The sequence below is a fragment of the Flammeovirga sp. AWQ4_249 genome (genome assembly GCF_056161045.1).
In genome coordinates this window covers 175,230-196,545 of the sequence record NZ_JBSWYJ010000005.1, presented here as the reverse complement: position 1 = coordinate 196,545, position 21,316 = coordinate 175,230, and the positions used below count along the sequence as shown (strand labels likewise).

The following is a 21,316-nucleotide window of genomic DNA, read 5'->3' as shown; positions in this document are numbered from 1 at the left end:
CAGAGGGTTATAAAAGAATATTCAATTAATTTTTAAGTAATAATTTCTATTAAGATATTATTCTCATGATTAATACACATATATATGCACACTACGCTTTTTTTTGATTATTATTTTTAAATTCTCTGTATATCACATTCAATAAGAAGGTGACAGAAGAAGTAATAAAAACAAGCAATAGAATTCTAAAGTTATCCATGGTTGATTTATGCTTTGTAATGAAGAAATAGTTAATTTGATTTATGCTCTTGAGTAATATTGAATTCTTTCTTCAGCTTGTTGACTCAAAGAAATATAAATATTATGCTTTGTGATACTGACTAAATTTATCAGACCATCTTCCCTTAACTTTGAAGTAATATTTATCAATTCTTCTCGATTGTAAGGTAAGTTCAATTGTTCTGAAATATCTTCTAAACATTTGTGCTTCATGATAAAAGCACCTTCAATTAATTTGTGATGACGAAAAGTATTTTCCATAATTTATTTTATTTCATTCTATACATTACTTAACGGAGATGTTTTATATGAAACATATAATTTCCGTTTATAATCTTGTGAAATTTGGCTTTCATTTTCATAATCTGACTATCTTCTTTTAAAATGTGATTGCTTAGTTAGTTCTTTGTGTTTTATGATTATTTTATGAAAATAGTCCTTTTTTATACCATAATGACTAATATTACTATTTTTTGGTGATCTGAATCAATATAATTAACTTTTAATTTTTTTCAATTTGGTTATCTCTCAAATTCAAAATGATAATATGTGTGATATTAAACTAAATAGTTTTATTTTTTCCATTTAAACAACAATAATACATAAAATGACTCTTAAGTCGGCATATGTGTAAAACAGTAATGAGTTAATTGTTTATCTATCTAAATCATTATTACGTTGTGAAATAAAAAAATGTAAAGATAATTGGAGTTTTACACCTTGTTAAAACTTATTAGGTCTAGTAAATTCATTTTGAATACTTTATTGTTGAATTTACCCTCAATAACTTAACTAAGTGCAGACTATATCATGACATCTATCTTTAAAATAGTATTACTACTATTATCATTCATTTCTTTAACCACATTTGGTCAAGTTTCAAAAAAGGTAAAAAGAGAAGGTAAGCAAACGGTAGTATTTCTTGGAAATAGTATTACCTATCAAGGTGATTATATAAAGTATTTTGAAACCTATTGGAATATTAAACATCCAGATGCAAATGTTGATTTTATCAACTTAGGTTTACCTAGTGAAACAGTTTCAGGACTTTCAGAAGAAGATCATGCAGGGGGTAAATTTCCTAGACCTGTCCTTAATGAGCGTTTATCAAGAATCTTAGATTCCTTATCCATTGATCTTGTTGTAGCGTGTTATGGAATGAATGATGGTATATTTCTCCCTTTTGATAAAAAGAGGGAAAAGAAATACATCAGTGGTATGAAAGCTTTAAATGATACATTAATGGCAAGAGAAATTCCTGTAGTTTATATGACTCCTGCTATGTATGATCCAAAAGGTGAGGCCGCTTTTTATACTGAAGTATTGGACAGATATTCAAATTGGTTAGTAGAACAAAGAAAAAGAGGGTGGGAAGTGATAGATATGCATTATTTTGTAGAGAACTATGTAATTCGGAAAAGGGAACAGCACCCTGAATTTGTTATAGCTGAAGATGCAATCCACCCAAACGATGAGGGGCATTGGTTGATGACTTTACCATTAATCAATTATTTTTCAAATGATAGTTTATCTGCTGAAACTTCAAAAGAAGAGGTGTTTGGTGATATCAATAATTTTGATTCTATATATAAACTGATTTCCTATAAACAGAATTTACAAAGAGATGCTTGGTTGACTCATATTGGTTATAACAGACCTGGTTTACCTCAAGGAATACCAATTAAAGATTTACAGATAAAGAAAATGCAGATTCAAAAAGAATTAGAATCTTTTCATCATATTACTCAATAAATACTAGTTATTGAAGTGAATTTTTGTGCTTCATAAGTTCCATTAAAAAGTCCAAATGTTTTTTCATATGGACTTTTATATTTCTAGATAATTACAGTGTATTTAGCATTAACAATTTAATTTCCTAATAAAATTAAATTTGTACATTTTCTTTATTCAGAATAAGATTCGTGTATACTTTTTGTCAATTGAAAAATATAATTTTACAACATTAAATTTTCACCAGACCACTTATTGTGTTTTAATAAAATTACCAGCAAACTTTATTTCAAAACCTTATAAGCGATATTTAGGACTTCAAGCATATCATGAAGAAATTATTTTTAATCACTCTATTATTTATTTCCTTCTTTAACACCTTTGCCCAAAATGTGACAGGTATAGTGACAGATGGAGAAACCAACGAAGCATTACCGTTTGTAAACATAGCATGTTTAGATCAGGATAGTACTACAATTGCTACTGCAACCACTGACTTTGATGGGAAATTCTTATTTAACCTAACAGAACATGGAGATTATAAGCTTAGGTTTTTATTTACAGGCTATAAACCACATCAGAGAATTATTACAATTAAAGATGATTTAGATATTTCTTTAGGGGAAGTGAAATTAGCTTCTACAATTACTGAACTGGAAGGTGTAACGATTACAGCTGAAAGAGAAAATGTCAACATGACGGCTTCTGGTATGAGCTTTAATATTGATAATGATGGGGGGGCTGATATGGAAGATATTATTTCAGGAATGCCTTCGATCACTATGGATGATGATGGTCAAGTTACTTCTAATGGTGAAACGGTAATCATTTTAGTAAATGGTGAGGAGTCAGATCTTGAAAATCCATTGGAAGAAATTCCTATACAAATGATTGATAGGGTAGAATTAATGAATAATCCACCTGCGGAATATACTTCTGCTAGCTCTGCGATTAATATTATTTTGAAAGAAGATGTACAGTTAGGTAATCATGGACGAGTACTTCTAGAAGGTGGTTTACCAGATCAATATAGAGCCAATGTAAGTGTTTCAAGATCAAAAGACCGTTGGTCTACAAACTTAAATGTTGGTGCAAGAGTTAGAAAAACACCTTATGAAAAAGAAACATCAAGATTGAATTATGATCAAAACCAAAGGTCATCAACAAGAGTGGATGATGTAACGAGAGCAAATTATAATGTGAATTGGTCTACATCTTATGCAGCATCTGCAAATGATAAATTGAAGCTAATTTTAAGTTGGAGTAGATATGATTACAATTTAGATGGCGATGAAAATGAACATGTTTATGATGTAGATACTATGGATCCAAATCCAAGAGATAACCATAGAACGATCGAAAATGAAAGAACATCTCAACGTCTACAAGCTCAATTCAATTATGATAAAAACTTTATGCAAGAAGGAAGAAAGTTATTATTTAGAGCGAGGTGGTCAATGGATACTTATGATCAATTTAACGCGAATGGAGTTGAAACATATTACTATGATTCAGATTCTATAGATTATGGTGATACAAGAATAACAGAAAGAGATCGTCCCGCTCAGAATTATTTTGCTACCCTAAAATATATCCATCCTTTTAATGAAAGGAGTATTTTAACAACAGGTTTTAGAAATTATACTAAAATCCAACAAACTTATGAAAAGTATTATGATGTAAATCAAGAAGGTGGAATATCTGAAAGAGGAAGTGGATCTCAAGACATTGATTATTTAAACCAAAGGTTTGCAGGATATGCTTCTTGGAATTATAAATTCTACAATGATTTATCTTTTAGAGTTGGAGGTGTTGTAGAAAGTTCGATTGTCGATACAGATTTTTCTTCTCCTGATACTGTTTATAATACGAATAATAACTTCTTGGTAATCAACCCAAGTGCCAATATCAATAAAAAATTCAATGAAAATTGGATGGGTAATATAAGTTATTCATTCCGTTTGAATACACCTGCGGAATGGAAAATGAACCCAACAATTAATGATAGTAATCCTCTTTATATTAGTTATGGTAATCCAAACCTTGGTTTAGAGAAATTTCAAAAATTGACAATTGAAGCAACCAATCAAAATGATAAATTCTCTACTCGATATGGTTTATTCTACAGAAATATTTTAGATGGAACAGAAAGAGTGTATGATTCCAAAGGAGATACTATTTATGCTACATATGAGAATATTGTAAATAAGCATACTTTTGGAGGAAATGTGTATGTTCATATGCAGTTGACAACCAATCAATCGATTATCTTCTCTGGTAATATTTATAATGATATTTACAACCAAAGAATTGTAGATGATTTACCTAAAAGTCAATGGATGTGGGATACAAAATTAACCTATAAAGTGAAGTTCCTAGAGCATTATCGTTTTAGAATTGTCGGTTATTACACATCAGAAAGAATTGATTACTCTGGAACATCTACACCTGCCAGTGGAGTTGATGTTAGTATTTCGAGATATGTTGCAGATCGCAAAGGTAAAATCTGGCTTAGTGCTCAAGATATCTTCAATACGAGATCTTATTCAAGACAAAGTTATTCTCCTACTTTTGAGTCTGATTATTATAATGATTATGCTCAAACTGTAAGGTTAGGATTTAGTTGGTCGTTTTACTCGATGAATTAATAGTTGAAGTAAAGTTACTTTAGAGATATAAAATAGGAGATTAATCTATTGATGAAGAATAGATTAATCTCTTTTTTTATATCTATGATCCTCATGTATTTTGAAATAAATCATTAGATTTGTTTTGATAAATAACAGATTAAACAAAACTAGCACAATTGATTTAAGACTTCTTTCTATTGATAAATTGACTGAATCAATAAATGCTGGAAATTACTACGTATGAAACTAAGGAATAAATTACTTATCGGTGGATTAGCGATAAGTTTAGCAGCTTGTACTACTACAGAAAAAACAGTTGCTGATTTAACTACAGTCGGTACTCTCGAAGAAACAAATGCAATACCATTACCGGGTAAAATCTATTCAACAGGAGACATTTTTCTTTTGACTAAAAACGCTAACATTGTTGTTGAAAGTAATAGCAAAATCACTTCACAAGCAATAAGTACCATCAAAGAAACTTTTGGCCCTTCTCTCGGAGGCTATTTTAATGTAATTGAGAATGAATCCTCTGAAAAAGGAGATATTGTATTAAAATTTGATGCTAAAATTACAAGTACTGAAGGTTATATCTTAGATATAAATAGGAATAACGTAACAATAAGTGCTAGTACGGCTAATGGACTATTTTATGGAGTACAAACATTACGACAACTTTTACCTGCTGAAATTGAATCAGATAAAAAGGTAGAAGGAGTTTCTTTTGCTATTCCAACAGGAAAAATTGTAGATAGCCCTCGTTATGAATATAGAGGTTTTATGCTTGATGTTTCAAGACATTTTTATACCGTTGAAGAGGTGAAAAAGTATATTGATTATTTATCAATGTATAAAATGAACAAGCTACACCTTCATCTGACAGATGATCAAGGATGGAGGATAGAAATAAAATCTTGGCCAAACCTAACTGTTAAAGGGGCTGTATCTGAAGTTGGAGGGACTGATGGTGGTTTTTATTCACAAGAGCAATACAAAGACATTGTTGCTTATGCTCAAGAAAAGTTTATTACAATCATACCTGAATTTGATTTACCAGGCCATACACAAGCTGCTATTCATGCTTACCCTGAGTTGGTGAAAAAACCTTTTGGAAAATTTAAACATGACTATTATACAGGTACAGAAGTGGGAGAGAGTTCTTTAGATATCAATAATCCTTTAACATATGAGTTTATGAATGATGTCATTAAAGAATTAGCAGAAATGACACCTGGAAAATATATTCACATTGGTGGAGATGAAACTCATGTCACTAAAAAAGAAGATTTTATTGAGTTTATATCTAAAGTAAGAAAGATAGTTTCCAAAAATGGAAAAGAGATGATGGGTTGGGCTGATATATCTGATGCAGACTTAGAAAAAAATAACGTTGCTCAATTTTGGAAAACGGATACTAGAAATGCAAAACTAGCCGCTAAGCAAGGAGTGAAAATGTTGATGTCACCAGCTAACTATGCATATTTAGATATGAAATATAATAAGGAAAGTAAATTAGGATTAGCTTGGGCAGGGACTGTTGAAGTAGATAAGGCTTATAATTGGGACCCAGGTAAATTCTTAGCTGAAATCCCATCTGAGCTTGTTATTGGAATAGAATCACCTCTTTGGGGTGAAACAGTGAAAACCTTAGATGATGCAGAATGGTTGACTTTCCCAAGGCTTTTAGGTTATGCTGAAATAGGATGGAGTGCTCAAGAAAACAGAGTTTGGGAGTCTTACAAATACCGATTAGCAGATCAAGAAGATCGTTTTAAAGCATTAGGAATTAACTATTATAAATCAAAAACGATACCTTGGGCGAAAGCTATAGAGAATCAACCGAATTCAAAATAATTAATTTAAAATATCTACAAATAAATTCAAAAAATAGACTTGCAATGGAGTGAGTCTATTTTTTATGCTGTCTTTTTTTAGTTATATAACTGAATAATAATTCATTACACACCTTGTTGTTTAAAAAAAATAAAAGAATCAGTGTTAGATTTAAAGAAAATAAAAAGGCTTTTATAATAGTTAATATTTTTTGTGAATGAAGCATACATATCGTTATTGCATTAATCAAACAAATAACTAACCTCGATTCATTAATATGAAATACTTATCATTCATTATCTACTTAAGTATCGCATTAATTGTATACTTAGGTGTTCAAATTGTAGTAGGTCAAGCGATCTATGAAACATTCAGTCCTGAGACAGGATTTGGTATCCTATTTTTCTTTATTATGTGGCAAGTGTTGAGTAACACGGTCGGTTTTGGATTAGGGAAACTTTGTAATAAAGTATTCAACTAAAAGAAAGAATCTATCTCGCAATTTTCTTTTAAAGAAATTCAATTCCATTGTGATGGAATAAAAAACCATTCAAATGCTACTTTGAATGGTTTTATAATTATTGCTCAACAGAGAAATAAACAATTTTTTCTTGAAAGTCCTTTTTATTTGTTTTTTGAATGCTCAGCCATTCTTGAAATTCTTCTGGACTTAATGTTTTAATTCCGCCTTGTTCTGTCCTTAATACAGGTTTATCATACTCTTCAGGACAATAAATAAAATATAGTCGATTAACTATTCGTTTTGGTCCCATGGTAGACAATACTAACTGATCTACTTGTCGACTTGATATGTTTTCAAAATGAGAAGTATTATTAGGATCAAAAAATACATAAGGTACATCAGCTTTTACAGGATAGGGTTTAGTGAGTTCACCTTGTAAAGTAGAATAGGGGAACAAACGATAGACTTTATCATTTTCTCTCATATAAATGCTTATGTATCCATCTTTAGGAGAAGTCAGAGAAGCATAAAAATGTTGCATTTCTTTGAAAAGTGTCGTTTCACACTTTTGATCAGGACAACTTAATGTCGCTACATGATAATTTAATGTGGGTGTATCAATGGCTCTTGCTTTTCCTTCTACATTGCATGAAAGATATAATACCTGTTGATTATTTTCTATATCTATATTCCATTCATAAGTAATCTGTAAGGTTTTAATCCATTCTCCTTTAATAGAGCTATTATTGAATGAATTTAATTCCATAGCAGTATTATCTAATCTAAGATCAGATGAAGAAGTAATATTTGTTCCGAAGGCTTTAGCAAGGGCATCAATTTGTGCTTTTCGAAATAAATTCTCTTTAAATTCTTTAATTGAGTAGGATTCATCGACTCTTTCGATAACTTCTCCTTTAACTTTTTTTGTACTCTGGGCATTTATTGATACCGTAAAAAGTAAGTAAATGCAAAAAAATAAAAATTTTTTCATTGAAATTCAGTTGTTAGTATACTTCTTGTCAAAAGATCTGTTAAATTAAAATATAATATTCATATATTTACGCATCGTAACTGACAATTATTTTTTTAATTTATTAATGAACTATGAAAAATAAATTCATTTTAAGTTTTTTACTAGTTTTTGCTACATTATTCTTTATCTCCAATGAGAATCATGCCCAAACAAAGCAAGAGAAAAAAGAAACTTTGAAAGCTCTGAAAGGTAGAGCTAACAAAGATGCCAGAAAACAAGCAAAAGCTTTAAAGAAAGAAGGTTTCTCAGTATTACCTGGTGATTTACCTATGGAGAAGCAATTAGAAGCTTCATTTTTTGCCCGTTTAGATACTGACGATATGGGTAATCCAAAGTACTTTGTAGCATATCAACAATCGAAAGGTGAAACTTTTGCTGCTGCAAAACAAGCTGCTTATCAATTATGTTTAACAGATTTAGCAGGTAAAATTGGTTCTGAAATCGTTGGTCGTATCAAATCAAATGTTGCAAACTCAGAAGGAATGTCTGACGCTGCTTCTGTTACAGATGTAATTGGTGCTTACCAAAACAATGTAACTGCTCGTTTAGGTAGAACAACTCCAATTGTAATGTTAAAGAAAGTAGACAGTAAAGGTCTTACTCACATTACAATGTCTATCAAATATCCAATCGCTGAAGCTGAAAGAATCGTAAAAGACGATTTAAGAAAGAAATTAGCTGCTGAAGCTGAAGTAAGCCAAGATGAAATCAATGGTTTATTAGATATTCGTTAGTCACAACGATATAAATACAAAAAAAGGCTGTCTCATATTTCTTTATGTGACAGCCTTTTTTGTGTTTAATTATTTGTCGTTCTGCATTTGAATAAATGCTTGACCTATATGATCGATTACATCTGTTGTGACCAAACTTTCATAACCTATATTTTCAACTGCAATGTCTGCAGCTTTTCCATGTAAATAAACACCCAGAATTGCTGCTTCTTTAGAAGAATATTTTTGAGAAAGTAAACCAGTTATTAAACCTAGTAAAGCATCGCCACTTCCTCCTTTAGCTAATCCAGGGTTCCCACTTGAATTAAAATGAACCTCACCATTTGGTAAACAAATTGCTGTATTAGCCCCTTTTAATATAATAATTACGTTACGATGTTTGGCCATTTTTTGAGCAGCTTCTAATCGATCAAAAGATTGAACATAATTTACATCAGTTAATCGTTCAAATTCTCCAACATGAGGCGTTAGTATTGAATTTTCAGGTATAAAATCCCACCAACTTTCATTTTTAGACAAAAGATTGAGTGCATCAGCATCCAATACAACTGGTTTGTCATAATCTTCAAGAATTGAACGAATAGCTTTTGAAGTCTGATCGTGTTGGCCTATTCCTGGACCTATGCCAATTGCTGAATATTTATTGACCAAAACAGAAGCAATAATATGATTATCAGAAGGGTCTGCAAGACACATAGCCTCTGGAAGCATTGCTTGCATTACTTCATAACCACATGAAGGAACTAATGCCGTAGTTTTTCCTGTTCCACTTTTTAATGCAGCTTTAGTGGCTAATTGAATAGCACCTATCATTCCTTTGGAACCTCCTACTAGGAGCGTATTACCAAACTTTCCTTTATGATCAAATTTTAATCTTGGACGATGGATGGCTTTTGCATCAACATTAGTAGTATAAAAGTAGGTGCTAGATGTATTTTCCTGAAATTTAGGATCTAACCCTATTGGTAAGACCACCATTTTCCCTACATTTTTATTATTTTCCATGAAAAGCATAGAAAATTTTGGCATTTCAAGGGTCAATGTAATATCTGCTTCAACAATTGACTGGAAATGAGTAGAATATTGATCTGTATAAAGTCCTGAAGCAATATCTACAGAGATAATAGGAGCATTAGAATTATTAATTAAACTAATGGTACTTTGTGCAATACCTTTCGGGGCCCTTGTTAACCCTGATCCAAAAATACAATCAATTATAACACTTTTATTCTCTAATTGTGGAAGGTCTTCTTCTTGGTAAATATCAATACAGCTTATTTTTTCAGGTAACCTTTCTCTATTTTCTTTAAAATCGTTTGATTGATCTTCTTTAAAATGAACGATATAGCATTGAACATTAAAGCCGTCTTTATTTAAAAGTCGAGCCATAACTAATCCATCTCCGCCATTATTACCAACACCACAAAATATGACTACATCTTTAAAATTGCTACAGTGACTTTCATACCAATTGGTAAGGGACGTTGCAGCTCTTTCCATTAAGTCTAAGCTACTAATCGGTTCATTACTAATTGTAGCTTGATCCCATTCTCTTATTTGTGCTGAGGTAAATATTTTCATTATAAACGTTTGATTTTTTTGCCTATTTAATTTACAATTAAATTTAGTTTAAAGACGAATTAATTGTTCTTTAATTTTGGTAAATTCATTCCATATCTCATTAAGAACGTCACCAGCAGGTCTAACATCTTTTATGTGAGCTGAAACCTGACCAATTTCAATTTCTCCTTCTTCAAGATTCCCTTCAAAAATTCCTTTCTTTGCTCTTCTTTTACCAAGTATTTCTGCTAATTCATCTTTTGACGCACCTCTAGCTTCGGCTTTCGCTACTTTTTCATAAAATTCGTTTTTAATCAATCTAACTGCAACAAGGTCTTTTAATGTCAAAATAGTTTCTCCTTCCTGAGCATCAACAACTCGTTGTTTATAGTTTTCATGAGCGGATGATTCTTGTGTGATGGCAAAACGGGAGCCAATTTGAACACCTTCTGCACCTAAAGCAAATGCTGCCATCATTGCTTGGCCTGAACCAATACCACCTGCTGCAATAACTGGTATTTCTAATGAAGCAGCTATTGGTGGAATTAAGCACATTGTTGTTGTTTCTTCTTTCCCATTGTGACCGCCTGCTTCGAAGCCTTCAGCAACAATAGCATCCACACCTGCTTCTTGAGATTTTAAAGCAAATTTTAAAGATGATACAACCTGAACAACCGTAATATTATGACTTTTAAGAAATGCAGTGTATTTTTTTGGACTTCCTGCCGAAGTAAAAACTATAGGTACATTTTCATTGACAATAATCTCCATTAACCTATCAACTTCAGGGTAGAATAATGGAATATTTACTCCATAAGGTTTTGAAGTGGCCTTCTTACATTTTTGAACATGTTCTTCAAAAGTTTCAGGATGCATTGAACCTGCACCAATTAAGCCTAAGCCACCTGCATTACTGACCGCTGATGCCAATTTCCATCCACTACACCAGACCATTCCTCCAGAAATAATAGGATATTCGATCTGAAAAAGTTTACAAATTCGATTGTTATTCATGTGTTTATATTAGTTTTTTGATTTTAATAGTGAATATAAAAAAAAGAGTCTAAGGATAATACCCTTAGACTCTTAACACTTAATATTTGACAAAATATTTTCTAGTAGAAAACAAAGTGGAATGGACCTACACCCATACCTTCTGTGATATGAACGATTTCAGTACCATCCTTTGAGAATATTTTTACTGACCCTGACTCTGAAAAACTTTGAGCAATAGCAACATGAATGTTTCCATTAGCAGGGTTTACCCCAATTCCTTTAAAATATTGACCAGAAACTACTGGTGAAGAAACCGTTGATGAAGCAACATCAAATTTCACAACTTCAGTTGTAGAAGGACCTTCCCATGCATCATCTGAACCTAAAATATAAATTTCTGAACCGTCTTCTGATAATTGAATGTCACCCTCATTTGCAATACCTGAATAAGTAACCCTAGATTCAACAGCATCATTCACAAGTTTAACAACACCAAGATCACTAGTTTCTGGAGCAGGCCATAAGTAACCTTTTGAAGCAGAAACCCATAAATTATTGTTTCCATCAATTACAAAATGTTGTGGGGCAGCTTCAATATCAATTGTTGTGACTAAGCTATGATCATTTAAGTTGTAAACTTCAACATTTGTGGTATTTGAAATCGCCACATAAATTTTATCATTTTGAATAGCAATTCCTTCTGGACCTGCACCTACAGCAAATGTTTCTTCTAATTCACCAGTAGAAAGGTTGATAACACCAACAGATGAATTTTGTAATGAGAAATCCTCTTCATATGGACCCCAAATAGTAACATATGCTTTTCCATTAGAAGTAGCAATATATCTGGGGTTTACAATAGCTGGATTATCTTCTAAAGTAAATCTTCTATTCATTGTTGAAAGATCTACAATTTGAATTTTATCTGCATTTGAACAAGTAACGACACCTACACCATCATTTCCAAAAAAACCTTCAGTGATTCCACCAAGTTCAAAACCATTCGCCGATTGGAAAACTCTAGGTGAAGAGGTAAATATATTTTCCGATTCTGTCACTCCAGTGATAGAACCATTGCCTTCAGAAAAGTTTCCGGAGTTACTTACATAAAATCCATTTGATCCAGGAACGAATGGAGTAGGAGTATCATCATTATTCTCACATGAGATAAACCCAAATCCTAATAAAAGAAAAAGTAAGGAAAGTTTGTAAAATTGTTTCATTGTATAATTTATTAAATTGAGATATTCACTTTTAACATATAATTTCTGCCAGGCATGGCATAATTCTTATAATTTTGGTATTCTTCATTCAATAGGTTATTCACCTTGAAAGTGACAAGAAAGTCTACTTTGTTTAACTGAAGATGTTTACTTAGACCAATATTACTGACCCAATAAGGATCTAAAGTATCATAATCATCTGTAGTCGTTCTCCAACCCGTATATAAAACATCATAATTGAGACTCCACTTATGATAATTTAAACTGAGAAATGACTTAAATAAATGTCTTGGGACATAGATGAGTTGTTTATCTTTCTCTAAGTCTGTAGCATGTGTAAATGAATAGCTTGAACCTATATTCCACTTAAGTTGACTTAGAGAATTATAATTATTTATTTTCAAAGCGGTCTCTAATCCTTTAGATAAAGAGTTGGCAACATTTTCCGCATAAGTAGGATCAGTGGGAACCCATCGAATACGATCATACATTCTTAAGTAATAAACTGAAGTCAACCAATTCATTGAAATATTTCCCATGTTACGTGTATAATCAAAACCTAAATCAACATTATAACCATCTTCAGGTTTGATTTCTGGGTTTGCATTATCACCCCAATAACGTTCATTTAATGTAGGTACTCTATAACTTCTTGCCGCTGAACTCTTTATTGTTAAACTATTTTTATCGGTATTAATTGCTTTATAGGCAATATCAAAAGCAGGAGTAAAAGGAGCAGAGTATCCTGTAACAACGGTCTGTCTAAGTGTAGTAGACAAACTTAATCGATCAGTTGCATCCCATCTAACGGCTAAAAAAGCGGAAGCTCTTAATTCTGTGGTGTTATCAGGGTAAGCATATACATCAGGCCATATGTACATGGCATTAATTCCTCCTTGGAAATTGACTTTCTCTCCAAAATAGGTTTCTGTCTTCCATTCTCCTTGAAGACGTTCAGTACCAATAAATAAGCTCTGATAATTCTGATTATCCTTTATATAACTTACTCTTCCAAACTGTGTCCATTGATTACCTTTATATTTGTAATCAATAGAAGCTCTGATATTACTATTGTCAACAGTGTCATATACAGAAGGATTATTATTGTTACCCATAATGGGTTGTACTTGTCTTTCTTCTGAAGTGATCCAGACATTTGCCGACCATTCTTCTCTATTATTAGGTTTGAAATGCGATTCATGCATAACACCTGCATGGTAAAAACCAGCATTGTTTACCGTTTCAGTTGATCCTTTTGAGGGATTTGAAAAAGTATAATCATTTGTTGCTGTTTGATACAAGGCTACTGTTTTATGTTTCCATCTTTTAGTGCCATATAATGCTTTCCCCCCAATGAAATATTGTCCATAACTACCAAATGCTGTTTGAACTTCATAATGATTGGGAGATTTCCATGAAAATTGATCATTTAATACGACTGTACCACCCACTGCTCCTGATCCATATTGAGCTGACCCACTACCATAATGTACATCAATATCCTCGAAATAAAATGTATTGACAGAGGACATGTCCATCATACCCAAAGTCATGGAATTTAGATTTATTCCATTCCAAATAATAGCGGTATTTTCAGGTGAAGCACCTCTAATAGACATCGAAGATAACTGTCCGGGAGCACCATATTCTCTAATGTAAATAGATGCATTATCTCTTAACATTGTAGCTAAAGTTCCTTCATTCCCTAATTGTAGTTTAATGCTATCAATCATTTGAATATGAGATCCTTGAGCGTAATGTTTTAAAGGGGTAGAGATAATTTCTACGGTTTCCAATTCTTTGTCAGGCAAAGCGTAATCTTGCCCAAATACATTTATCCCAATGAGAAATGAAAAAGAAACCACCAATAAAAGATGTTTCATTTCCTATTTTAATTTTTGATAAAAATAAAGTTCATAATCCGGTAGAAGTTCCGGATGAAATATTTTAATTAAATCTGCAATGACTAATTCAGGATGTAAAATACCAGTACCCCAATAATCATTGGCAGTGGCATTTTTAACTCTTTTAGTATTGTTATAAACTTGCTTTGTTTTAAAAGCTTTAAATTTTACATAACGTGGGTCATTACTTTTAACTGCTTCTAGAGTGGTCAAAGTTCCCACATTTAACCAAAAATCAGCTTGACCACCTTTTGCGTATACACCTTCTAAATCCAATTGAAGACTACCTGTTTGACTGGTTGCTTTCCAAGGGTATTCAGCATTAGCTTGTTTAAATGCATGAGCTAGATAGGATTCTCCTCCAGGAACAGACCACATACCTTTGTAGGGTAGTCCACTAATTACAGAAGGTTGAGATTTAGCAGTTTTAGCGATGTTAATATATTCCGTGAATTTCTTTTCTACCATTGAAAAGATTTCATTCGCTTGTTCTTCTTTATTTAATAATGCCCCAAAAAGCTTAATCCATTCAGCTCTTCCTAATAGATGATTTTCTTGCCAATCAGTATTCGCTAAAACAGGAATATTTACTTTTTGTAAAATAGGGAAGGATGAAGAAGTGGTTGTACTACTTCCAACAACCATGACAAGATCTGATTTAGCTGAGATAATTTTTTCTGTATTACTGCCTAAATCATAGCCAACAGAAATAATTTCACCTGATTCCATTCTATCCAAGATAGGTTGGCTATACATATAATCCTTAGCAACATAACCTTTTATGCAGTCAATACTCCCTAATGCTTCAATCATAGAAGTTTGTGCAGTAGTCGTTGTTATAATTCGTTGAATGGGAATAGAAATAATCCTGTTTTTTGAAAAGCCACTGGGCATTTTGGACCCTTTCGGAAGTAAAACAAAAGATTCTTCCGTTATATTCTCTGAAAATGGATTAATTAAATGAAGTAATTTATAGCCATCCTTGTATTCTAAACGAAAGGTTTTGGCATATTTAACTTCACTTTTAGTTGAAGTAGTGGAGGAGACAGAAGTCTGTGCTTCTGTGTTGTTAGAGGAGTTCGTTGTACTTTCATTACAACCAACCAAAGAATAGGATAAGCCTAATATGATTAGACTTAGTGTCTTGATATTCATTAGTAAAATTACTTTACACCCGAAGAAAATAAAATGTAATGAAAGATATCCTGACTTTTCTTTTACTATGGGCCTTCCCATCCTTAGATAGTGGCTTGCATAAACCTAATTTAATAGGTTAGAATTACAGTAGCGGGGACTGTCATGGATTTTCACCATGTTCCCTTTCGTTACATGTGCAAATATGAAGGATTGTTTTTGACTTTCCTATAATTAATATGACAAAATTTTAATGATCGTCATCAACATTTATTTCGTATACAATTTTAATTAAATATTCAATCTTGCAACTGTAATGCCTGTATTAAGCTTACTATTTTTTAGCCACTCTGCTATTGGTTTTGAAGTTATGACAACTTTTTCGTTCGATTGTGAGGCATGAAGTAAATGTATTTGCCCATTTTGTCGTACTGCTATTCCAACATGAGAAACATCTAAACCACCAATTTTTGTAACTAAGGCAATGATATCACCCTCATTAATTTTGGCCTCTACAGAAGCAATATCTTTAATATATATTTGTGATAATTGTCTAGTGTTAATTCTTGCTTCAGCCACTTTTACTGAATCTACAGCACTTTTATTATTGTTAAGACGTTTATAAGATGAAATATGAGTACTCATGAAATTTATAGTTTTGTCATATTTTGTTCCACCAATTTCCAATGTAATATCTCTTAAAATACCTTTCTTTTGATTGTCTAATACCCATTCTGTAAAATAATGAAGTCTACTTGCATAACCATTTAATTTTCCATTTCTATAACGCAATCGTTCAAGAATAGAAGCATAGTGATTGAGATTCCTAAAATCTTTCTTTTGATTGAATAATAAGTTTAAAGCAGTGACACTTTCGACGAAGGTTGTACAATCAAATCCAACAAAATTGACAATCAATTCCTCCTTATTTCCAATTTCAAGTGTCTTCTCTAAGTAAGGCTGAGCTAAAAAAGTTCTTGCAATGCTGCCTTCCCTTAATGGAGCTTCAATTGTATCAACTTGTAAAGAATTTAAGGTTTCAATTTTCTTATCTAAGCTAATTTTACTGGCATTTGAGCAAACAATTTGTGCTTCTAGTGAAAAAGTGGTAAATAATGTGATAATTGTACAGAATAAATATCTTAACATATTATTTTTTTAGCATTTTTACGGTATGAAATTTTATTTCAATCGTCATTTATATCGATCAATACTAAATTATGACAATCTTTAATAAACAAAGAACCTTTTTACATTTAATTTTTACAAATCGAACTTCGATTTTTTCATATGTATTTCTTTTGGTTAGTACATTAATGACTACTTATTCTAATGCACAAGAAATAAGTGAAAATCCTGATAACGATACATACGTTGGACAATACAATGGTGATGGAAAACGTAATGGTTTAGGTACTTACACTTGGGAAGATGGAACGATTTATCAAGGACGTTGGAGAAATGACTTGATGGAAGGGAAAGGAAAATTGAAATTCTCCAATGGAAATACTTACGAAGGTAATTTTGAAAAAGGTGTTCCTTATGGTTTAGGTGTTTACATTTGGGCAAATGGAGACGTTTACCAAGGTGGTTTCTTAGATGGAAAAATGCATGGTAGAGGAGTATTAGTTACAAAGTCAGGTGAAAGACACGAAGGAACTTGGATCAATAATGTAGTAACAGGTGAAGGAATCCATTATTATTCCAACGGTTCACAATATATAGGTAACTGGTTAAATGGTAAAAGAAATGGTAAAGGAATTATGCTTTATGTCAATGGAGATACTGATCAAGGGCAATGGGTAGATGACAAGTTTATTCCATGTGATTGTGTGAGAGAAAGTATTTCAGTGGAGCAAGCTTACAATGAATCGGAAGCTGTTTTTGTCGGTAAAGTATTTGAAGTACAAGCGATGGAAGAAGGCTATGATAGAGTAGGTATGATCGTTTCAGAATACTGGAAAGGATCACTTTATCCAGAAAGAAAAGTATATATTAGAGCTGAATATTCTTCTTGTGATTTTGTATATTTTGAAGGAGATGAATACTTAGTTTATGCTGATTCATATCAATTTGACAAAACAGTTTACTATCCTACAAAATGTACGAGAACAATGTCATTAAATGTTCCTCTAGCACAAAATGACATCAAAAAATTAAGATCATTTACTTGTCAGATTCCAGAGAACGATAATCGTGCAGTGACATTCGATTTTACAGATGACACAGTATGTGGTTGTGATGGAAAGGATTATAAAAATCCATACGAAGCCTATAAGGAAGGTATTGGACATTGGTATGCGGGTTCTTGTGAGGAGAAAAAGAAAAGAGATGCAGCTTTAGCAAAACAAAAATCTGAAATTAAGTACAAGATTGAGGAGGAAAAAAAGAAAGCGGAATTGTTAGAACAAAATGCAAAACCACAAACTCCACAACAACCTACTTATAATTATGTAGAGGAAGAATAAAATGAAAAAGATAATTTCCTTTTATAAACAGTATAAAACCTATATGAGGGTTGATTTATTAATGTATATCGTAATGATTTTAGCTTTAATCATTGGAGTAGTCATTGCAAGTTTTATGAATTAATATACAACTTTAAATAGAAAAAAGAGGCTTCAATACATTGTTAGGTGTATGAAGCCTTTTTGGTTTTAAAGCACATAATAATTTAAAGATCATTATATAAACATATTTAGATTTCTTTATTAATAATAGATTATAAAGTAACTTCTCTAATCAACTATATTCTCACTTATATACGCATTAAATAATGGTCATCTTAGTTACTTGTTATGAATTGGACCCAAATAAGGGGTCGTACGAAGGAACCGGTTGGAAGTGGATTCAACAAATAGCAAGAAATCATGATGTAATAGTGGTTACTCGGAAAAGTAATGCAAAAAATATCAATGCCTTTTTGAAAGATAAAGAAGAGGATAAATTTCAAAATATCTTTTTTCAATATTTCGATCTTCCATTAGCTAATCTTTTGAGAGGTAGAGGAGCCTTCCGTTCAATGTTATATTATCACTTATGGCAGAAAAAAGTAGTTGGCTTCATTAAGGATTTGGGATTACAGTTTGATATTGCTCATAATTTAAATCTAAATAACGATTGGAGTCCAAGTTTTCTATGGCAATTAAATAAACCCATGGTTTGGGGGCCGATAGGTCATCATGATAAAATTCCTTTAAAATACATGAGAAATTATCCATTGAAGTTTCTTCTTCGTGATCGATTAAAATGGCAAATCAAGAAATTATTATGGAAGTATTCAAAAGACCTTAAGGAAACAACAAAGAAAGCTGATGCAATTATCATGACGAATGAAAGAGTGAAAGAGGTACTTTCATTAGAAAATAATCATTCCAAGAATTTTATTATTCCTATATGTGCTTCAGAAAAAGCACCCTCAATTTATCATGATCTGAGAAGTGAAAAATATCAAATTTTATGTGTAGGTACTTTAAAAGCCATTAAAGGATTTGATTTAGCCATCCACGCTTTTCAAGCCTTTATGGAAAGATTACCTCCAGAAAAAAGAGATAATTTTGAATTAATAATTGTAGGAGAAGGTGCTGCTTTAGGAAGTCTTAAAAAAGTAGCTGAAAAAGGTTTTACGGAGTCTATAAAGTTTGTATCAACACTCGATGGAGATAAATTAGTAAAGCATTATAAAAAAGCAGATGTATTTTTATTCCCTTCACATGAAGGAACAGGTATTTCAGCTTTAGAAGCCATGTCCTACAGTTTACCTGTGATAAGTTTAGATAATCCTGGACCAGGAAGTTTTATTGATGAGACATGTGGTTATAAAATCAAGCAATCAACTTACACCAAAACAGTTCTTCAAATTTCTTTTGCATTGCATCATTTATTTTTCACTGAAGGTGAATTATTAAAAAAGCAAGATGCAGCATACCACAAATTTAAGGAGAAATATAAATGGAAGAAGAAAGGAGAACAGATTGATGAGATATATAAAGAACTCGTTCATTTAAAGCGAAAGAAATCAGCATAAAAAAATGGAGTAGTACCTAATGATACTACTTCATTTTTTATTATAAATCTAAAACTAATGATGGAGGCCTTCCTACCACTGCTTTGTTATCTTTAATGACAATTGGACGCTCAATTAATTTTGGGAAATCAACCATCGCTTGAATATATTCAGCATCCGAAAGATCTTTACCTTTAAAATTTTCTTTATAAATCGCCTCGCCTTTACGTATCAATTCCAGAGGTTTAATTTTTAATAAAGATAAGATATCTTCAATCTCTTTTTTAGAAGGTGTATCTTTGAGATATTCTCTGATTTCAACTTCCTGTCCATTCTCTTTTAGAAGATTTAAAGATTCTCTACTTTTTGAACATCTCGGATTATGCCAAATTTTAATCATTTTTCGTTTTATTTTGATTAAATAATGCGATTAATTTTCTTGCTCCTGCAATTGCAGGCAATTTATTTTGAATAACCTGATTCTCCAAATGATCGAGCTGATCTTCTACTAATGGGTTAGCATAAAATGCTCTTTTCAGATGATTATCTATACTTTCATGCATCCAGTGGAGGTTTTGTTGTTGTCTATTCGACTGAAAGAAACCTTTATCTTTCATTTCTTTTTCATAGGCCAAAATATTCTCAAGAATAGCATCTAAACCATCATTTTCTAAAGATGAACAAGTCATTACTTTAGGAGACCAGCCAGTTTCAGAAGGAGGGAACAAATGCAATGCATTCTGATAGCTTGCTCTTGCTAATTTTCCTTTATGAACATTATCACCATCACATTTTGTGATAGCAATAGCATCAGCCATTTCCATTATCCCTCTTTTAATACCCTGTAGTTCATCTCCTGCACCAGCCAACATTAATAAAAGGAAAAAGTCAACGATACCTTTGACGGTAGTTTCAGATTGACCAACACCAACAGTTTCTATTAAAATAACATCGAAACCAGCAGCTTCACATAGCAACATCGTTTCTCTAGTTTTATGATTAACACCACCCAGTGCGCTACCTGCTGCTGAAGGTCTAACATATGCTAAAGGATCGTTAGATAGTTCCTCCATTCTTGTTTTATCCCCAAGAATACTTCCACCACTTATTTGAGAACTTGGATCTATGGTTAATACAGCCAATTTCATTTCTTTAGAAGTGATGTATTTTCCAAATGATTCAATAAATGTACTTTTTCCAACGCCAGGGACACCTGTAATACCAACTCTTAGTGTATTACCAGTATGAGGAAGGATCAACTCTAAAATTTCTTCAGCAAGTAAAACATCACTTTCTAACTTACTTTCAATTATTGTAATGGCTCTACTTAATATAATACGATTACCACTTATTATACCGTCAGCATACTCTTTTGCGGTTAATCGTTTTTTTCTTTTATAAGCCATAGTGTTAGATGAAGTCTTATTGGTTGTTATTTTTTCTATCATCTCTTCTATTATTTAAGTAAATAAATAAAGTAAGAGAGAAAAGCTTATCACAGTGTATCTTTTGATGCTTCAAATTTACGGACAATTATTTATAAATTACCTATATATTACTACGAATAGTAGGACAAATTAATCAATTATTAATTTTTTATTTTTTTAAATATTAACTAAAAAAGCAAAAAGGTGATTTTAATTCACAAGTTAATATGTTGATATTCAATATGTAGGTGTAGTGGTAGTCTCATTAAGTAATTTTAGAGTTGATTTTTGTATGATTATTAATCTTGAAATAGGTGATAAAAGTTATCTGTAATTCATTCGAAATATGTCAATTTTACATTAAATAATAAGAGACAAAAACTTATCACAGTCCAAGTTATTACTTATACTAAAAAAGAAAAG

17 protein-coding genes and 1 riboswitch are annotated in these 21,316 nt (G+C 31.7%); of the genes, 7 read left to right on the top strand and 10 right to left on the bottom strand.

What is annotated here, in order from left to right:
* Positions 1-240 precede the first annotated feature (240 nt).
* A complete protein-coding gene (locus tag ACXAHM_RS06665; protein ID WP_474959633.1) occupies positions 241-480 on the bottom strand; it encodes a hypothetical protein in 240 nt (79 codons plus the stop codon).
* Between the two features lie 549 nt (positions 481-1,029).
* Here ACXAHM_RS06665 and ACXAHM_RS06660 point away from each other — a divergent pair.
* From ACXAHM_RS06660 to ACXAHM_RS06645, 4 genes are all read left to right on the top strand, one after another.
* On the top strand, positions 1,030-1,971 hold the full coding sequence (locus tag ACXAHM_RS06660; protein ID WP_474959632.1) for an SGNH/GDSL hydrolase family protein: 942 nt from the start codon (positions 1,030-1,032) through the stop codon (positions 1,969-1,971).
* A 308-nt stretch (positions 1,972-2,279) separates the two neighbouring features.
* The gene (locus ACXAHM_RS06655; protein ID WP_474959631.1) at positions 2,280-4,598 is read left to right on the top strand and encodes a TonB-dependent receptor; all 2,319 of its coding nucleotides are present in this window, start codon (positions 2,280-2,282) and stop codon (positions 4,596-4,598) included.
* Positions 4,599-4,820: 222 nt separating this feature from the next.
* Positions 4,821-6,434 (top strand): beta-N-acetylhexosaminidase, encoded by a 1,614-nt coding sequence (locus ACXAHM_RS06650; protein ID WP_474959630.1) that lies wholly within the window; start codon positions 4,821-4,823, stop codon positions 6,432-6,434.
* 256 nt (positions 6,435-6,690) lie between these two features.
* Positions 6,691-6,894 (top strand): hypothetical protein, encoded by a 204-nt coding sequence (locus tag ACXAHM_RS06645; RefSeq protein ID WP_474959629.1) that lies wholly within the window; start codon positions 6,691-6,693, stop codon positions 6,892-6,894.
* 97 nt (positions 6,895-6,991) lie between these two features.
* Here the strand turns inward: ACXAHM_RS06645 and ACXAHM_RS06640 are convergent, their stop codons facing one another.
* Positions 6,992-7,867, bottom strand: a complete 876-nt coding sequence (locus tag ACXAHM_RS06640) for a hypothetical protein (RefSeq protein ID WP_474959628.1) — start codon at positions 7,865-7,867, stop codon at positions 6,992-6,994.
* 113 nt (positions 7,868-7,980) lie between these two features.
* On the opposite strand from ACXAHM_RS06640, the gene ACXAHM_RS06635 reads away from it, so the two are divergent.
* Positions 7,981-8,643: a hypothetical protein gene (locus ACXAHM_RS06635; protein WP_474959627.1), complete on the top strand. Its 663-nt coding sequence runs from the start codon at positions 7,981-7,983 to the stop codon at positions 8,641-8,643.
* 69 nt (positions 8,644-8,712) lie between these two features.
* Here the strand turns inward: ACXAHM_RS06635 and ACXAHM_RS06630 are convergent, their stop codons facing one another.
* From ACXAHM_RS06630 to ACXAHM_RS06605, 6 genes are all read right to left on the bottom strand, one after another.
* The gene (locus ACXAHM_RS06630; RefSeq protein WP_474959626.1) at positions 8,713-10,224 is read right to left on the bottom strand and encodes an NAD(P)H-hydrate dehydratase; all 1,512 of its coding nucleotides are present in this window, start codon (positions 10,222-10,224) and stop codon (positions 8,713-8,715) included.
* 48 nt (positions 10,225-10,272) lie between these two features.
* Complete coding sequence (locus ACXAHM_RS06625; RefSeq protein ID WP_474959625.1) at positions 10,273-11,217, bottom strand: NAD(P)H-dependent flavin oxidoreductase; 945 nt, start codon at positions 11,215-11,217, stop codon at positions 10,273-10,275.
* Positions 11,218-11,318: 101 nt separating this feature from the next.
* Positions 11,319-12,422, bottom strand: a complete 1,104-nt coding sequence (locus ACXAHM_RS06620) for a DUF5074 domain-containing protein (RefSeq protein ID WP_474959624.1) — start codon at positions 12,420-12,422, stop codon at positions 11,319-11,321.
* An 11-nt stretch (positions 12,423-12,433) separates the two neighbouring features.
* On the bottom strand, positions 12,434-14,305 hold the full coding sequence (locus ACXAHM_RS06615; protein WP_474959623.1) for a TonB-dependent receptor plug domain-containing protein: 1,872 nt from the start codon (positions 14,303-14,305) through the stop codon (positions 12,434-12,436).
* A gap of 3 nt (positions 14,306-14,308) precedes the next feature.
* Positions 14,309-15,481, bottom strand: a complete 1,173-nt coding sequence (locus tag ACXAHM_RS06610; protein ID WP_474959622.1) for an ABC transporter substrate-binding protein — start codon at positions 15,479-15,481, stop codon at positions 14,309-14,311.
* 25 nt (positions 15,482-15,506) lie between these two features.
* Positions 15,507-15,683, bottom strand: a riboswitch (cobalamin riboswitch).
* A gap of 68 nt (positions 15,684-15,751) precedes the next feature.
* A complete protein-coding gene (locus ACXAHM_RS06605) occupies positions 15,752-16,609 on the bottom strand; it encodes an N-acetylmuramoyl-L-alanine amidase-like domain-containing protein (RefSeq protein WP_474959621.1) in 858 nt (285 codons plus the stop codon).
* Between the two features lie 167 nt (positions 16,610-16,776).
* On the opposite strand from ACXAHM_RS06605, the gene ACXAHM_RS06600 reads away from it, so the two are divergent.
* The gene (locus ACXAHM_RS06600; RefSeq protein ID WP_474959620.1) at positions 16,777-17,928 is read left to right on the top strand and encodes a hypothetical protein; all 1,152 of its coding nucleotides are present in this window, start codon (positions 16,777-16,779) and stop codon (positions 17,926-17,928) included.
* Positions 17,929-18,236: 308 nt separating this feature from the next.
* Positions 18,237-19,487 (top strand): glycosyltransferase family 4 protein, encoded by a 1,251-nt coding sequence (locus ACXAHM_RS06595; RefSeq protein ID WP_474959619.1) that lies wholly within the window; start codon positions 18,237-18,239, stop codon positions 19,485-19,487.
* Between the two features lie 40 nt (positions 19,488-19,527).
* Here the strand turns inward: ACXAHM_RS06595 and arsC are convergent, their stop codons facing one another.
* Both arsC and meaB read right to left on the bottom strand, forming a co-directional pair.
* The gene (gene arsC / locus ACXAHM_RS06590) at positions 19,528-19,866 is read right to left on the bottom strand and encodes an arsenate reductase (glutaredoxin) (RefSeq protein ID WP_474959618.1); all 339 of its coding nucleotides are present in this window, start codon (positions 19,864-19,866) and stop codon (positions 19,528-19,530) included.
* Positions 19,859-20,914 (bottom strand): methylmalonyl Co-A mutase-associated GTPase MeaB, encoded by a 1,056-nt coding sequence (gene meaB, locus ACXAHM_RS06585; RefSeq protein ID WP_474959617.1) that lies wholly within the window; start codon positions 20,912-20,914, stop codon positions 19,859-19,861. The genes arsC and meaB overlap by 8 nt, the downstream gene beginning before the upstream one ends.
* Positions 20,915-21,316 lie beyond the last annotated feature (402 nt).

What these genes read in the sequence shown, in the direction of transcription:
- ACXAHM_RS06655 (WP_474959631.1), top strand. Translation starts at nt 2,280, where the DNA reads ATGAAGAAATTATTTTTAATCACTCTATTATTTATTTCCTTCTTTAAC.
- ACXAHM_RS06620 (WP_474959624.1), bottom strand. Translation starts at nt 12,422, where the DNA reads ATGAAACAATTTTACAAACTTTCCTTACTTTTTCTTTTATTAGGATTT.
- ACXAHM_RS06610 (WP_474959622.1), bottom strand. Translation starts at nt 15,481, where the DNA reads ATGAATATCAAGACACTAAGTCTAATCATATTAGGCTTATCCTATTCT.
- meaB (WP_474959617.1), bottom strand. Translation starts at nt 20,914, where the DNA reads ATGATAGAAAAAATAACAACCAATAAGACTTCATCTAACACTATGGCT.
- arsC (WP_474959618.1), bottom strand. Translation starts at nt 19,866, where the DNA reads ATGATTAAAATTTGGCATAATCCGAGATGTTCAAAAAGTAGAGAATCT.
- ACXAHM_RS06650 (WP_474959630.1), top strand. Translation starts at nt 4,821, where the DNA reads ATGAAACTAAGGAATAAATTACTTATCGGTGGATTAGCGATAAGTTTA.
- ACXAHM_RS06625 (WP_474959625.1), bottom strand. Translation starts at nt 11,217, where the DNA reads ATGAATAACAATCGAATTTGTAAACTTTTTCAGATCGAATATCCTATT.
- ACXAHM_RS06640 (WP_474959628.1), bottom strand. Translation starts at nt 7,867, where the DNA reads ATGAAAAAATTTTTATTTTTTTGCATTTACTTACTTTTTACGGTATCA.
- ACXAHM_RS06660 (WP_474959632.1), top strand. Translation starts at nt 1,030, where the DNA reads ATGACATCTATCTTTAAAATAGTATTACTACTATTATCATTCATTTCT.
- ACXAHM_RS06665 (WP_474959633.1), bottom strand. Translation starts at nt 480, where the DNA reads ATGGAAAATACTTTTCGTCATCACAAATTAATTGAAGGTGCTTTTATC.
- ACXAHM_RS06595 (WP_474959619.1), top strand. Translation starts at nt 18,237, where the DNA reads ATGGTCATCTTAGTTACTTGTTATGAATTGGACCCAAATAAGGGGTCG.
- ACXAHM_RS06635 (WP_474959627.1), top strand. Translation starts at nt 7,981, where the DNA reads ATGAAAAATAAATTCATTTTAAGTTTTTTACTAGTTTTTGCTACATTA.
- ACXAHM_RS06630 (WP_474959626.1), bottom strand. Translation starts at nt 10,224, where the DNA reads ATGAAAATATTTACCTCAGCACAAATAAGAGAATGGGATCAAGCTACA.
- ACXAHM_RS06615 (WP_474959623.1), bottom strand. Translation starts at nt 14,305, where the DNA reads ATGAAACATCTTTTATTGGTGGTTTCTTTTTCATTTCTCATTGGGATA.
- ACXAHM_RS06645 (WP_474959629.1), top strand. Translation starts at nt 6,691, where the DNA reads ATGAAATACTTATCATTCATTATCTACTTAAGTATCGCATTAATTGTA.
- ACXAHM_RS06605 (WP_474959621.1), bottom strand. Translation starts at nt 16,609, where the DNA reads ATGTTAAGATATTTATTCTGTACAATTATCACATTATTTACCACTTTT.
- ACXAHM_RS06600 (WP_474959620.1), top strand. Translation starts at nt 16,777, where the DNA reads ATGACTACTTATTCTAATGCACAAGAAATAAGTGAAAATCCTGATAAC.